Origin of the sequence: Mesorhizobium sp. Ca11 (genome assembly GCF_020165275.1) — a bacterium.
Lineage (GTDB): Bacteria > Pseudomonadota > Alphaproteobacteria > Rhizobiales > Rhizobiaceae > Mesorhizobium.
Window position 1 is genome coordinate 100,535 of record NZ_JAIUHU010000017.1, and the last position, 14,207, is coordinate 114,741.

Sequence of the window (14,207 nt, forward strand, 5' to 3'; positions counted from 1 at the left end):
TACATCGTAAGTAAGGCGCGGCGCTTGTTGAGTCAAGATATATCTTAAGATGTATCTTACGCCGTTCCAAGATCGCATATGCGTCCTCATACGGCTCGGCCAGACCGCTACCAACGGCCCTTTCGTCGGTTCCAGCCGTAGAGCACGTCCGCAAAACGGTCATAGGCAAAGCGCGTCAACGGCAGCGCGATGGGGTTGCCGAACAAGCTCGCCAGCCATCCCTCGCCCGGCGTGATCCGCCAGACCGCGATCGCGACGTCGGCGCCGACCAGCAGCCGCCCGCTTGCGTCGGTCGCATGCAGGCGCCGGCGGATATCCTCCAGCGAGGCGCCGAAGGCGGAGAGCGCCTCAGGTTCGAAATTGATGTCGCGGAATTCGACCAGGCCCGCCTTGACGGCCTCGACCAGCCGCCGCTTCTGCCGGTTGATGCCGGCGTCGCACACCGGACAACGTGTGTTGTACCAGACTGTCAGCAACCGCTCGGGCATGGCGCGACTATCGGGAATGCGGCGCGGCTTCGCAACAGCCGCGCTGCGCCCGTTAGCCACTTTACCCGAGCGAGCTGATGATCTCGCGATAGGCGAATTCCGGAAACGCCTTCATCGTCCGCGTTTTGACATTGCCGCCCGACGACAACATCAGCGCGAAGCGGGCGAGCACCGCATCATCCGGCGCTTCGACGATGGCGACCATGTCGCATTCGCCCATGGTCAGGTAGAACGCCTTGAACGAACCGCCCATTTCCCCCAGCAGCTTCTTGGCCGCATCGAGCCGCTTCGGCGATTCCCGCACATTCTTGGCGCCGAGCTCAGTCCAGTTGATAAGCACGATATAGGTTGTCATGGCACACCTCCCACCGGGAGCCACGGAGCGCGACACCTGGCCGCTGCGACCGGCGCCGGGGCGGGCATCCGGCTTGTCGCCCATAAATGCATCCGACGCCCGATTATCCTCCTGTCGGGCAAAGCGGACAAGGCGGCATGAGAGGTAGCCGGAAAAGCAAAAAGGGCGCCCGAGGCGCCCTTTCGATTTCGTGTGATTGTATTCCCGCTCAGCTGTCGAGGAAGCTTCTCAGCTTGCGCGACCTGCTCGGATGCTTGAGCTTGCGCAGCGCCTTGGCCTCGATCTGGCGGATACGCTCGCGCGTCACCGAGAACTGCTGGCCGACTTCTTCCAGCGTATGATCAGTGTTCATGCCGATGCCGAAGCGCATTCTGAGCACGCGCTCCTCGCGCGGCGTCAGCGAGGCAAGCACGCGCGTCGTCGTCTCGCGCAGGTTGGCCTGGATCGCCGCGTCGATCGGCAGGATCGCCATCTTGTCCTCGATGAAGTCGCCGAGATGCGAATCCTCCTCGTCGCCGACAGGCGTTTCGAGCGAGATCGGCTCTTTGGCGATCTTCAGCACCTTGCGCACTTTTTCCAGCGGCATGGCGAGCTTTTCCGCCAGTTCCTCCGGCGTCGGCTCGCGGCCGATCTCGTGCAGCATCTGGCGCGAGGTGCGCACGATCTTGTTGATCGTCTCGATCATGTGCACCGGAATGCGGATGGTGCGCGCCTGGTCGGCGATCGAGCGGGTGATGGCCTGCCGGATCCACCAGGTGGCGTAGGTCGAGAACTTGTAGCCGCGACGGTACTCGAACTTGTCGACCGCCTTCATCAGGCCGATATTGCCTTCCTGGATGAGATCCAGGAACTGCAGGCCGCGGTTGGTGTATTTCTTGGCGATGGAGATGACCAGGCGAAGATTCGCCTCGACCATTTCCTTCTTGGCGATCGCGGCCTCGCGCTCGCCCTTCTGCACCTGGTTGACGATCTTGCGGAATTCCAGGATCGAGATCGCCGTTTCGGTGGCGAGGTTCTGGATTTCGGCGCGCAGCTCCTTGATCGCATCCTTCTCGTTCTTGGTGAACTCCTTCCAGCCGCGCGACGTCAGGTTGGCGATCGAGCGCGTCCAGTTCGGATCGAGCTCCGAGCCCTGATACTCCCGCAGGAACTCCTCGCGGCGCACGCCATAGCTTTCGGCGAGGCGCAAAAGCTTGCCCTCGTTCTGCACCAGGCGCTTGTTGATGTCGTAGAGCTGCTCGACCAGCGCCTCGATGCGCGCGGCGTTGAGCGACAGCGACTTCACCGCCTTGATCAATTGGTCCTTCAGCTCCTTCAGGCGGCGGTCCTGGCTGGGCGACAGCGTGCCGGCCGCGGCCAGGCGGTTCTCGACCTGCTGGTCCTGCAGCTTGCGCAGCTTCTTGTAGGTATCGGCGATGACGTCGAGCGTCTCCATCACCTGCGGGCGCAGTTCCGCTTCCATCGCGGCCAGCGACAGGCTCGCCTCGTCCTCGTCGTCTTCCTCTTCCTCCAGCCCGCGCGTGTCGCCGCCGACATTGGTGATGTCGTCTTCTTCCTCGCGTGCCGCCGAACGGCCGCGCGGCTTCTCCTCGGGCTTGGGCGCTTCCTCGATGCGTTCGACGACGGGCGCCTGCTTGGCTTCGGGGCCGGCATAGGTCGCCTCGAGGTCGATGATCTCGCGCAGCAGGATCTTCGATTCGTTGAGCTCGTCGCGCCAGATGATGATGGCCTGGAACGTCAGCGGGCTTTCGCACAGCCCCGCGATCATCGTTTCGCGGCCGGCCTCGATGCGCTTGGCGATCGCAATTTCGCCCTCGCGCGACAGAAGCTCGACCGAGCCCATCTCGCGCAGATACATGCGCACCGGGTCGTCGGTGCGATCGGTAGGCTCTTTCTTGGTGGTCGTGGCGGCGACAGCGGTGCCGGTCTGCTCGGCGAGCTCGTTGGCGTCTTCCTCGGCGTCGGCGGCCGGCTCGGCTTCCGCCTCTTCGCCCACCTCGTCGTCCTCGACGACGTTGATGCCCATGTCACTGAGCATCGCATTGATATCTTCGATGCGGTCCGGATCCGTCTCTTCCGAGGGCAGCACCGCGTTGAGCTCGTCGAGCGTGACATAGCCGCGTTTCTTCGCGGCCTTGATCATCTTCTTGACAGCATCGTCGGAAAGGTCGAGCAGGGGGCCATCAGTGGCGCCTTCGCGTTCGGTCTCGACCTCTTCCTTTTCCTTTGTCGCCATTCTTTGTCGTCTCCAAGCGGCCGAATATCGAGGCCGCGTAAACTGCCGTACCGGTTATGCTGGAAGCGCTCGCGCCGGAACGCTTTTCACCGGCCCAGCAACCGTGTCATCTCTTTTGTTTTGTGCATGTCTCTGTCCCAAACCGGTTTCCACTTTTGGGCGACATGCATTAAGTCCAGATTAACCCTGATATCTGGAGCGGGCACTTTGCCTGTCCAGTCGCCACCGGTGCCTCACATCGCTCGAATTCCCGCCGATGCCGTGGCACGGTTAACGTTTCGAATCGTCCTGATTCCGCCAATCTGCCAGAAGGTCAAGCGCCTCTGGCATGATTCGCATGAAAAAAGCGAATCAATTACCCGACTTAGAGGCGTCGATTCGACGCGCCGCGCATTTCCACTTCACTTCCAATGGGTGGTGTTCGGCCTAAACGCGGCCTACCCTGCCCGACGAGACGCCAAATCCTTCGATCAGCGCTTCCGTTGCCTGCACATCGTTGAATTGCGCTTGAATCTCGACGAGATGCCGGAAGTTTTCGTCCGAAGGGTCTGCATCGAGCGCCGCCTGCGCCTGTTTCAGCTCTCTATGTAATGTGCGGGCGCTGCGCTGCAAGTGCAGCGCCTGGTTGAAGGCGTCGCGGGCATCGTCAAGCGCCGCCGTTTCCAGCGCCGGCCATTGCCGCGCGCGCTTGATCAACTCGACAGCCCGCTCCCAGATGCCGCCGCAGCCGGCGCGCTCGATGGTGGCGATGACCGCGCCGCGCTCGTCGGCCGCTTCATGCGCCATGGCGTCGAGAATGGCCGCGTGCAGCTTGCGCAAATCCGAATTGGCGAGGTCGAGGAATTCGACATGCGCGAAATTCTCGTCGATCAGCGCCGGATGATTGACCAGCGCCACGATAATCGTCGCCTCGCGCACCGACATCCCCTCGCCGGCCCGCTTGACCAGCGCCGAGCGACCCAGGCTCTCGGTGATCGCGGCGCGCCCGCCGGCCGCCCCACCTTTCGCGAACTGCCCGCCGGGCACGGGCGACTTGCCCTGCCCTGGCTTCCAATCCTGACGGCCTTGCCGAACGCTCCGCTGGGAGCCGAAGAAGTTCCGCTCCCGCTCGTCCATTGTCTGCTGATAGTAATAACGCACGCTCTCGTCACGGATGCGGCTGGTCAACTCCCGCAGCCTTTTCCGCAACTCAGCTCGCCGCTCCGGCGTATCGAAGACACCGCCTGCCGTCTCGCGCATCCATAACAGTTCGTCCAGCGGCCGCGCATCGGCAAGCACGGCGCGGAACGCGTCCGGCCCCTCGGCCTTGACCAGATCGTCGGGATCCTTGCCTTCCGGCAACAAGGCAAAGCGCGCCCGGCGGTCGGTCTGCGCCGACGGGAGCGCGAGATCGGCCGCCCGCCATGCCGCCTTCAGCCCGGCCTGGTCGCCGTCGAAGCAAAGCACCGGCTCGGGCGCCATGCGCCACAGAAGTTCGAGCTGGTTTTCGGTGAGCGCGGTGCCGAGCGGCGCCACGGCATTCTCGAAGCCGGCCTGCGCCAGCGCGATCACGTCCATATAGCCTTCGACCGCGATCACCGTGCCGCCTTTCGCGATCGCCCTGCGGGCGCGAGCGAAATTGTAGAGCACGTTGCCCTTGTGGAAGAGCTCGGTCTCCGGCGAGTTCATGTATTTGGCCAAGGCATCGGGCGCCAGCGCCCGTCCGCCGAAGGCGATGATCTTCCCGCGCGAATCCGGGATTGGAAACATGATGCGGTCGCGGAACCAGTCATAGGAGACCGGGATGTCGTCGCCGTGCCGCACCAGGCCGCAGGCCTCGATATCGGCCTTCGGCACGCCCTTGGCGGCAAGATGTTCCTTGAGCGCGTTGCGGCTGTCGGGCGCATAGCCCAGACGGAAGGATTGTTGCGTCGCCGGCGTCAGCCCGCGGTCGCGCAGATACGCGCGGGCTTTGGCGCCGTCGGCGCTCTGCAGCCGCTCCTGGAAGAAGGCGGTCGCCATTTCCATGACGTCGGTCAGGCTGGCGCGTTCCTTCTCGCGCCGCTCTTCCTGTTCGTCGCGCACCGGCATCGGCACGCCGGCCATCTCGGCGATCTTCTCGACGGCTTCGGGGAAGCTTAATCCGTCTAGCTCGGTGAGGAACTTGAAATGGTCGCCCGAAACCGAGCAGCCGAAGCAGTGATAGCGGCCCTTCTTGTCCTCGCAATGGAAGGACGGGCTCTTCTCGCCGTGGAAGGGACAGCAGGCCCAGTAGTCGCCGCGCGACGCGTTGGTCTTCTTCCTGTCCCATGCGACGCGCGTGCCGATGACCTGCGAAATCGGCACGCGGTCGCGTATCTCGTCGAGGAAGGCGGGCGGAAAGCGCATCGGGGAACTCGTTTGCCCTCCATATAATCAACCCGCCCGGGCACGGCGACCCCATCCGGCCCATCGTACCCGCTTTTCACAGACGAAAAGAAGGCGGCCGGGGGTGGCCGCCTTCCGAATTTCGCGATTGTCGGGGATTACCGCGCGGCGATCGCGCCGATGACGATGCCGGAGAGGATGCTGACCAGCAAATAGTCGTTGCCGACGCGGATCCATTCTTGGCCGGGACCAGGGCGGCGCAGGCCGTAGCGGTTCCAGTCGCGGACTGGCTGGTGACGCTTCCAGTTGGAATATCTCTGGCCGTTGCGCCAATGGCTGCGCCTTACCACCTTGTTCTTGACGATGACCCGCTTGTCGACATGCCTGCCGGGCTTCTGCCAGTCGACCTGGGTGTAGCTCGACTGCGGCGTGCTCGGCTGGGCGAGCGGCGCGGCCTGGCCGGAGACGGCCGAGGCGGCCAGCAACGAGGCGGTGACGGCGCAAAGTATGAGACGCTTCATGGTCGGTATTCCTTGTTGTCGATAGGCAGAGGAATAGCCGCCAATGGATGAACCGAAACTGAATGCCAGAATTACAATTCTTCAATGTTTTCCAAGACTTGCACCGGCCGCTTGAACAACGCTTCGGATCATGCGGCCGAGCGTCGGGCGGTATGAGGCGAAGCGCTGCGGCCAGGCGTATGCAACCAATGCTTCCTGCAGTCATTTCCGACATGCGCCGTCGAGCCGAGACGATCATCGCATCAGAAAAATCTATTATTCGGCTAATTTTAACTGGTATATTTCGACTCGTTGAAATGACTAAGATTCGTACCCCTCTCCGCACCCCTGATGCCAGCTCGCGAGTTTGGCTGTGAGCGGCTCTGTCGTCCTCCTGCACCTTGCCGGCGCGGTGGCGCTGATGCTGTTCGCCACCCGCATGGTGAAGACGGGCGTCGAGCGCGCCTATGGCGACGTGCTGCGCCACCGGCTGCGCGCCACCATGCGCAATCCGGTCATGGCGGTGCTGGCCGGCTGCGGGCTGGCGATCGCATTGCAGAGCTCGACCGCGGTGACGCTGCTGGTCGGCTCCTTCGCCGGCGCCGGCATCGTTTCGGGCGCCGCCGGGCAATTGGCAGTGCGCGGCGCCGAGATCGGTTCGGCGCTGGTGGCCAAGCTGCTCACCTTCGATCTGACGCTTCTGGTGCCGCTCTGCCTGATCGCCGGCACGGTCATGTTCATGGCCACCGAGCGGCGCGATTGGCGGCAGATAGGCCGCATCCTGATTGGCGTCGGCCTGCTGATCCTGTCGCTGGAGATGATCGGTCAGGCGTCGGAACCGCTGCGCAACAGCCAGTTGATGCCGCTGATCGTCAACTATTTCTCCGGCGACTATGTCACCGCTTACCTGCTCGCCGCGCTGATTACCTGGCTGTTCCACTCCTCGATCGCCGCCGTGCTGCTCCTGGTGACGCTGGCCGGGCGCGGCTTTATCCCTCCCGAGCTCGGCATCGTGCTGGTGCTCGGCGTCAATCTCGGCTCCTCGATCATCGCGCCCCTGCTTACCCGCAATGCCGATCCGGGCGTCCGCGTCGTGCCGATCGGGAACCTTTTGATGCGCGGCATGGGCTCGCTGGTGATGCTGATCCTGTTCATGACGCTGAAGCCGCCCATCGGCTTCCTCGGCGCCACCGTTCCGGACCAGATCGTCAACGCCCACATCTTGTTCAATGTGATCATCCTGCTCGCCGGACTGCCACTCGCGGGCCTCGTCTACCGCGTCTCGGAGAAGATCGTTGCGCTCGGAGCCGTGCCGGAGCCGACCGCCACGCTGGATGTCGTCGAACTGTCGGCGCTCAATGACAGCGCGTTGGACACGCCGAGCCAGGCGCTGGCCAATGCGACGCGCGAGGTGGTGCGGGTCTGCGAGACGGTCGAGATCATGTTGAAGCGCATCATCGAGCTTTATGAGGACGCCGACAGCGACAAGATCAAGGCGCTGGCTGCGCTCGACGACCGCGTCGACAGGAAGCACGCGGCGATAAAACTTTATCTCGCCAAGATCACCAGGAACCCGCTGACCGAGGATGAGGCATTGCGGTGCCAGGAGCTGATCGGCGCCTGCGTCAAGCTGGAGCAGGTCGGCGACATCATCGTGCGAAACATGCTGGTGCATGTCAGGAAGAAGCTGGAGCGCGGCCTGGAATTCACGCCGGAAGGCTGGCAGGAGCTCTGCGCCTTCCATTCCTCGGTGCTCGCCAATGCGCGGCTCGCCTTCAACGTGCTGGTCTCGCGCGATCCGGAAACCGCGCGCCAGCTGGTGCTGGAAAAGGATCTCTTGCGCGAACGCGAGAAGGAAACCAGCGCCAGCCATTTTCAGCGCCTGCGCGAAGGCACCGCCAAGAGCGTCGAGACGAGCTCGATCCACCTCGACACCATCCGCGACTTGAAGCAGATCAACTCGCTGCTCGCCTCGATCGCCTATCCGGTGCTCGAGGAGCGCGGCCTGCTCGGCGGTTCACGGCTGAAGGCCAGCTGAGGCGATCGGGACCTGCCAAAAAAATTAGTCTTTGCTCATCCTCGCTTCCGTCGGCTAAGGAACGCCAGTGGACCTGTTGGGAGGACGATCCGTCGATGGACACGCATTCGCGCAGCTTCGCCAAGGCGCTTTCATGGCGCGCCACCGGCACGATCGACACGATGATCATCTCCCTGGTGGTCACCGGCAGCATCAAGCTCGCCGCCACGATCGGGCTCACCGAGGTCGTCACCAAGTCGCTGCTTTACTACCTGCACGAACGGGCCTGGCTGAAGATCCCTTACGGGCGCAAAACGGCAGCGTAGCAGCAAGCGACAGGCCGGCTTTGATGCGTCCCGTCAAGAAAAGCTAAAGCGCCATCGCCAATTTCTGCATTGCCGCGCCCGCGCAGGCATGGTTTGAGACGTGCATTCCTCGCCTATGTTTTGAACCATGCTGCCGCTGATCGCCCTTTTCCTTGCCGCCTTCGCCTTCGGCACCACCGAATTCGTCATCGCCGGCGTGCTGCCGGAGGTGGCGCAGGGCCTCGGGGTTTCGGTCCCGACCGCCGGCTATCTCGTCTCCGGCTATGCCTGCGGCATTGCGATCGGCGGCCCGCTGCTGGCTTTGGCCACCGGCAAGGTCTCGCGCAAGACGCTGCTGATTGGGCTCACGATCGCTTTCACCCTTGGCCAGGCGGCTTGCGCGCTGGCGCCCGATTTCACCTCGATGCTTCTGCTGCGTGTCGCGACTGCCGTGGCGCATGGCTGCTATTTCGGTGTCGCCATGGTGGTTGCAGTCAGCCTGGTGCGCGAGGACCAGCGCGGCCGGGCGGTCGCGGTCATTCTCTCGGGGCTGACGGTTTCCAATGTCATCGGCGTGCCCGCCGGCACCGCGATCGGCAGCCTATGGGGTTGGCGCGCGACCTTCTGGGTGATGGGCGCGCTGGGCCTCGTCGCGATCCTCGCCATGCTGGCGCTGCTGCCGCGCACGGCGGGCGCCGCCAACCGGCCAGCCGGGCTGGCGCGCGAAGTTCGCGTGCTCGGCCGCCAGCAGGTCTGGACCTCGCTGATCCTGATGCTGATGCTGATGATCGGCCAGTTTGCGCTGTTTACCTACATCACGCCGATGCTGCTCGAGGTCACGGGCCTCGACGAGGGCCTGATCCCCTTTGTGCTTTTGCTCAACGGCGTCGGCGCCACGGTCGGCGTCCTGGTCGGCGGCAAGCTCGCCGACTGGAAGCTGATGCCGTCGCTGATCGTCATGCTTGCCCTGCAGGCGATGACGCTTGGCGTTATCTATCTCGTCAGCCCCTATCCGTTGCCGATGGTCGCGGCAATCGTCATCTGGGGCGGTCTCAACTTCGCCATCGGCGCGCCGATCCAGACGCGCATCCTCGCCTGGACGGCCGATGCCTCCAACCTCGCCTCCTCGCTGATCCCGTCCGGCTTCAATGTCGGCATCGCGCTGGCTGCCTCGCTGGGCGCGGCGATGCTCAATGCAGGCCTGGGCTATCGCAGCCTGCCGCTGGCCGGCGTGCTCGCCATGCTGGTGGCGGTCGTGGTGGCTTTTGCCTCGCAGACCTGGGAATGGCGCAGCCGCGCGACACCGCCGCTGCCGGCGGCCGCGGAATAATTTAATGCATGTCGCCCAGAAGTGTGCAGCGGTTCTGGGACAACGACATGCATCAGAACAAAGATTTAAAGCGCGTCGCCTGAATCCGTTTCAGCGCGACGCGCTTTAAAGATCGATCCGGAACCTCAGGCTCTCTGCGCCGCCATAGGCTGCAAGTTTGGCAAACCGCCCGACCAGCCTGCCGCCATTGGCAAGCACCACTTTGTGCGAGGCAGGATTGTCGAGATCACTGGTGATCTCGACATGGTCGAGCCCGACCGCTCTCGCCTCGTCCAGTATCAGCCGCAGCGCTTCGGTGGCGTAGCCGCGGTTGCGCTTCCACGGCACCACCGCATAGCCGATATGGCCAAGCACATGCGAGGGCAGCTCCGACGTGCCCTTCTGCCAGCGAAAGCCGATCGAGCCGGCGGCCTCGCCATCCCAGATCCAGCGCCGGAATCCAGGCAGCCGCGGGACCTCGGTGCCGTCGGGCAAAGCGATGGGCGGCCCTTTCCCTTCGGGGTCATCAAGGCTGGCGAGAAATTCAACGGGATCTTTCTCGATCGCCTCGAGTTGCTCGCGCGTCGCCTCGAGGAGCCGCACATTGTCGGGCGACCAGCCGCGCTCGAGCGCCGCCTTGTAGGATGGCAAATGTTGGAGCGCGGGTTTGACGATTTCGATCATTCTTCCCCTGTCGAGCCGGCATAGAAGCGACACGGATCGCTCTCAAGTCGCCTGAAACCGGATTTCGCCCTTGTTCAGGAAACAGGCTTTGTCGAACAGCGACAGGTCGAGCGGGTTCGGCAGCCGGATATCGCCGATATCTGGGAACGCTTTCCGGGCGCAATCATATGACCTCTCGACCTGCGAGATAAAGATGAGCACCAGTCCCCGTTCCCGGGCAAACGATTTCAAGGCGCGGATCTGGACCATGAGTTCCGGATTCTCCCGCTTCTGGTCGAGCAGTTGCAGATAGTCGATGACCGCCAGCGTGCCGCGCGGCGCCGCCCGCAACGTCTCGATGATGTAGGCGGCGCTGATGGCGTCGGAATTGTCGAAGGTGAACAAGTGGTCGAAATCGGCAGGATCGACGCCGATGTCACGGAACCGGTCGAGGATGTCGGCATGCATGTATTCCAGGGTGAAGAATACGGCGCGACTGCCTTGCTTCATGGCTGCCACGGCAAGTTCGAGGCTCATCAGCGTCTTGCCCTGCCCCGGCCGCGCCGCCACGAGGACCATGTCGCCGGGGATCAGCCGCGCCAACAGGGCGCCGGCTGGCGCAGCCTCGGCAGCCTTGGCCGCAAGCAGGCTCCAACTGCCGAAGCCTTGCTTGGCGGCAACGCGGTCGAGCGCCTGGTGGAGGGGCACATTTTCGCTGCGGGACAGAAGCCTCGCCTGGCGCTTCAGATGATAGACGGGTGCGGAAAACCGCATCGAAAAACCTCCTGCCGCGAGCAGTCTTGACAACCCCTCCTTATGCCTGGCGCTCGAACAGTTGGTTCGGTGATAAACTGCCCTGCATGAACGATGCTTCCCGACGGAGGGAGGAGGCGTGGGCGCGCCGGAATCAGATCATAGCTCAATCGAAGGGGGCCGAAAATCCGACCTCCCAAAAGGCGTCGCTAAACTAGAAGTGTTTCGCCGATGCGGGCGAGACCTTCTATAATCGTCCATGCTGATTCACAGGTACGAGACATTTCGACGGGAGGGGCAAGAGGGTGCGGTTGAGATCTGTTCCGCGGGGCGCGGTCATCTTCTGCCTTGTCGCGATCCTGGCCGCCCTGACGGCATCGGTCAGCTCATTCGCGGCCTTGCGGCCGTCGACCGTTCCCGACTGGCTGCAGCGCCATGTCGGCGACGGCGAAGGCCAGATCTCGCAGGTCGTGCTGGAGCGGGCGCGCGCGCTCTACCAGAAGAAGGTCAGCGAAGGTTCGGTCAGCAACCCCTGCTACTTCGCCATGGATGCCACGCGTCCCGCGGATTTGGGCAACAGCGTGCCTGGCCAGCGCTACTACATCATTTGTGAAAGCAAGCAGCTCTTCCGCGCGGTTTCCTCGGGCCATGGCGGCGGACGCAACCTGAAAGGCGTTGCCGATTTCTCCAACGGCAGGCGCTGCGCGAAGAATTTCGGCAACGCCATGGACTCGGCGCTGACGGCCGGCGGCGCCTATATGACGGCCGAGACCAAGACGTCCTTCAAGGGCTACTATCGTGTCGGCGCGCAGAACGCGGTGTTCATGCGCAGCTTCATCCAGTTCGACGGCGAAGGCGAGGCGGCGAACGCCAGGCAGCGCGTGATCGGCGGCCATCCGGCCGCGATCTTGAAGGGCCTGTGCATGCGCAAGAGCCCGCAAAGCTCCTACGCCGACCATGACGGCCTGGTTCCGTTCGGCAAGCTGGTGAACTATGCCGGCGGCCGCAGCAATGGCTGCACCAGTTGGTCGCCGGCCGATGCCGAGCAGATCATCCCCCTCGTGAAGAACAACCCGACGACGCTCTACATCTATCCGGAATCGCGCGACATCGCCGCTGTCGCGCGGGCCAAGGCCGCCGGCCAGGCGCTCTCAGGCGCAGGCACCTATTGGAACGCCTCCTGCCTGAAGGAGATCGGCACCCCCAAATTCTGGCCGAAGAAAACACTGGAGCCGATCATCGCCCAGTACAAGAAGGACCATCCGGCGGCGCCGCCGCAGCCGGTGCCGATCTGCAAGGACTAAGGCTGTCGTCTATTGCAGCAGACCTTTGACGATGGCGCTCGCCTTGGCGAAATCCATCTGGCCGGCATATTTCTGCTTCAGCGCGCCGATCACCTTGCCCATGTCCTTCTGGCTGGCCGCGCCCGTCGCCGCGATCGCCTCGCGCGCCGCAGCCTGGATCGCCGCGTCGTCGAGCTGCGTCGGCAGGAACTCGCGGATGATCGCCATCTCGCCGCGCTCCTGCGCCGCCAGCTCCGGCCGCTTGCCATCCTCGAAGGCCTTGGCCGATTCCTCGCGCTGCTTCACCATCTTGGCGAGGATCTGCAGGATCTCCTCCTCGCTCGCCGGCGGCTTTCCGGCGCCGCGATTGGCGATGTCGCGGTCGTGGATGGCGGCCTGGATCAGCCGCAGTGTCGGCAGGCGGTGCTTGTCCTGCGCCTTCATCGCGCTCTTCATGGATTCGGCGATTTTCTCGCGCATCGTGCTTCTCCTTCGAATGCGGCGGACAATAGCTTTGCCGAACGGCCAACGCAAATCCCGCCAAGCCACTGATATTGCTGGACGAAAGCAAATCGGCCGTGGTCCGGGGGCGCCGCATTGACCGCTCCGGCGCGTTCGCCTATGTACTCGGTCCTGCATGAGACAATGAGTTGACGCGTGGGAGCCGGGCAATCCAGCTTCGCGCCTTGCTGCGCAAATGGTCCTCCCGACCGATTGCCGCGCCTGACAGGAGTGCCGCCATGGCCACGACCACCGCCCCGTGGGCAACCGAAAAGCCGACCGCCCTTCTGGTACTCGCCGACGGCACGGTGATCGAAGGTCGCGGCCTTGGGGCCACGGGATCGGCGGTTGCGGAAGTGTGCTTCAACACCGCGCTGACCGGTTATGAAGAAATCCTCACCGATCCGTCCTACGCCGGCCAGATCGTCACCTTCACCTTCCCGCATATCGGCAATGTCGGCACCAATGACGAGGACATCGAGGATTTGCATCCGGCCGCCCGCGCCGGCGCTGTCGGCGCCATCTTCAAGGCCAACGTCACCGACCCGTCCAACTATCGCGCCGCCGGCCATCTCGACCAGTGGCTGAAGCGGCGCGGCATCGTCGCGCTGTCCGGCATCGACACCCGCGCGCTGACTGTGCTGATCCGCGAGAAGGGCATGCCCAATGCCGTCATCGCGCATGCGCCCGACGGCGTCTTCGACATCGAGGACCTGAAGCGGCAGGCCGCGGCCTGGTCGGGTCTGATCGGCCTCGATCTCGCCAAGGAGGTCACGTCGGGCCAGTCTTCGGTCTGGCGCGAGACGCCCTGGATCTGGAACGAAGGCTATGGCGAGCGGAGCGAGCCTTCCATGCACGTCGTCGCCGTCGACTATGGCGTCAAGCGCAACATCCTGCGCCTGCTTGCGGGCCTCGGCGCCAAGGTCACCGTCGTGCCGGCCAAGACCGGTGCCGAGGAGATCATGGCCATGCAGCCGGACGGCATCTTCCTGTCGAACGGCCCCGGCGATCCTGAAGCGACCGGCGAATATGCCGTGCCGGTGATCCAGGATCTCTTGAAGACCGACATTCCGGTGTTCGGCATCTGCCTCGGCCATCAGATGCTGGCTCTGGCGCTCGGCGGCCGGACCGAGAAGATGCACCAGGGCCACCACGGCGCCAACCATCCGGTCAAGGACCACACCACCGGCAAGGTCGAGATCGTCTCGATGAACCACGGTTTCGCCGTCGACGCGGACTCTCTGCCCGAAGGCGTCGAGGAAACCCATGTCTCGCTCTTCGACGGCTCGAATTGCGGCATCGCGCTGACCGGCCGTCCCGTGTTCTCGGTCCAGCATCATCCCGAGGCCTCGCCCGGCCCGCAGGATTCGCATTACCTGTTCCGGCGCTTCGTCAACCTCATCCGCGAACGCCGCGGCGAGGAAGCGCTGTCTGAACGCGCCTAACGGCAA

General features: G+C 63.8%; 13 protein-coding genes. 5 read left to right on the forward strand and 8 right to left on the reverse strand.

Annotation, left to right across the window (positions count from 1 at the left end):
* Positions 1-107 precede the first annotated feature (107 nt).
* The 5 genes from LB538_RS24825 to LB538_RS24845 all read right to left on the reverse strand — a co-directional run bounded on the left by LB538_RS24825 (position 108) and on the right by LB538_RS24845 (position 5,946).
* Positions 108-488, reverse strand: coding sequence for a thiol-disulfide oxidoreductase DCC family protein (locus LB538_RS24825; RefSeq protein ID WP_224530333.1), 381 nt, complete (start codon positions 486-488; stop codon positions 108-110).
* A 61-nt stretch (positions 489-549) separates the two neighbouring features.
* Positions 550-843: a GYD domain-containing protein gene (locus LB538_RS24830; protein WP_095766734.1), complete on the reverse strand. Its 294-nt coding sequence runs from the start codon at positions 841-843 to the stop codon at positions 550-552.
* A gap of 208 nt (positions 844-1,051) precedes the next feature.
* Positions 1,052-3,079 carry an RNA polymerase sigma factor RpoD gene (rpoD, locus tag LB538_RS24835; protein ID WP_095766628.1) on the reverse strand — a complete coding sequence of 676 codons (2,028 nt, stop codon included), beginning with the start codon at positions 3,077-3,079 and terminating at the stop codon, positions 1,052-1,054.
* A 426-nt stretch (positions 3,080-3,505) separates the two neighbouring features.
* Positions 3,506-5,446: a DNA primase gene (gene dnaG, locus LB538_RS24840; protein WP_224530328.1), complete on the reverse strand. Its 1,941-nt coding sequence runs from the start codon at positions 5,444-5,446 to the stop codon at positions 3,506-3,508.
* 137 nt (positions 5,447-5,583) lie between these two features.
* A complete protein-coding gene (locus LB538_RS24845; protein ID WP_224530327.1) occupies positions 5,584-5,946 on the reverse strand; it encodes an RcnB family protein in 363 nt (120 codons plus the stop codon).
* Between the two features lie 352 nt (positions 5,947-6,298).
* Between LB538_RS24845 and LB538_RS24850 the strand changes: the two genes are divergently transcribed.
* The 3 genes from LB538_RS24850 to LB538_RS24860 all read left to right on the forward strand — a co-directional run bounded on the left by LB538_RS24850 (position 6,299) and on the right by LB538_RS24860 (position 9,577).
* Positions 6,299-7,963, forward strand: coding sequence for a Na/Pi cotransporter family protein (locus LB538_RS24850; protein WP_224530326.1), 1,665 nt, complete (start codon positions 6,299-6,301; stop codon positions 7,961-7,963).
* A gap of 95 nt (positions 7,964-8,058) precedes the next feature.
* The gene (locus LB538_RS24855; protein ID WP_095766624.1) at positions 8,059-8,268 is read left to right on the forward strand and encodes a DUF2061 domain-containing protein; all 210 of its coding nucleotides are present in this window, start codon (positions 8,059-8,061) and stop codon (positions 8,266-8,268) included.
* Between the two features lie 127 nt (positions 8,269-8,395).
* Positions 8,396-9,577, forward strand: a complete 1,182-nt coding sequence (locus LB538_RS24860) for an MFS transporter (protein ID WP_224530324.1) — start codon at positions 8,396-8,398, stop codon at positions 9,575-9,577.
* A 105-nt stretch (positions 9,578-9,682) separates the two neighbouring features.
* Here the strand turns inward: LB538_RS24860 and LB538_RS24865 are convergent, their stop codons facing one another.
* Both LB538_RS24865 and LB538_RS24870 read right to left on the reverse strand, forming a co-directional pair.
* Entirely contained in the window at positions 9,683-10,240 is a 558-nt protein-coding gene (locus LB538_RS24865; RefSeq protein ID WP_224530322.1) for a GNAT family N-acetyltransferase, read from the reverse strand.
* A gap of 42 nt (positions 10,241-10,282) precedes the next feature.
* Complete coding sequence (locus LB538_RS24870) at positions 10,283-10,993, reverse strand: DNA helicase (RefSeq protein ID WP_224530320.1); 711 nt, start codon at positions 10,991-10,993, stop codon at positions 10,283-10,285.
* Positions 10,994-11,277: 284 nt separating this feature from the next.
* On the opposite strand from LB538_RS24870, the gene LB538_RS24875 reads away from it, so the two are divergent.
* On the forward strand, positions 11,278-12,276 hold the full coding sequence (locus tag LB538_RS24875) for a murein L,D-transpeptidase catalytic domain family protein (RefSeq protein ID WP_224530318.1): 999 nt from the start codon (positions 11,278-11,280) through the stop codon (positions 12,274-12,276).
* 9 nt (positions 12,277-12,285) lie between these two features.
* On the opposite strand, the gene LB538_RS24880 is transcribed toward LB538_RS24875, so the two are convergent.
* The gene (locus tag LB538_RS24880; protein ID WP_224530312.1) at positions 12,286-12,735 is read right to left on the reverse strand and encodes a GatB/YqeY domain-containing protein; all 450 of its coding nucleotides are present in this window, start codon (positions 12,733-12,735) and stop codon (positions 12,286-12,288) included.
* Between the two features lie 260 nt (positions 12,736-12,995).
* Here LB538_RS24880 and carA point away from each other — a divergent pair, with 260 nt between their 5' ends.
* Entirely contained in the window at positions 12,996-14,201 is a 1,206-nt protein-coding gene (gene carA / locus LB538_RS24885; protein WP_224530311.1) for a glutamine-hydrolyzing carbamoyl-phosphate synthase small subunit, read from the forward strand.
* Positions 14,202-14,207: the final 6 nt, after the last annotated feature.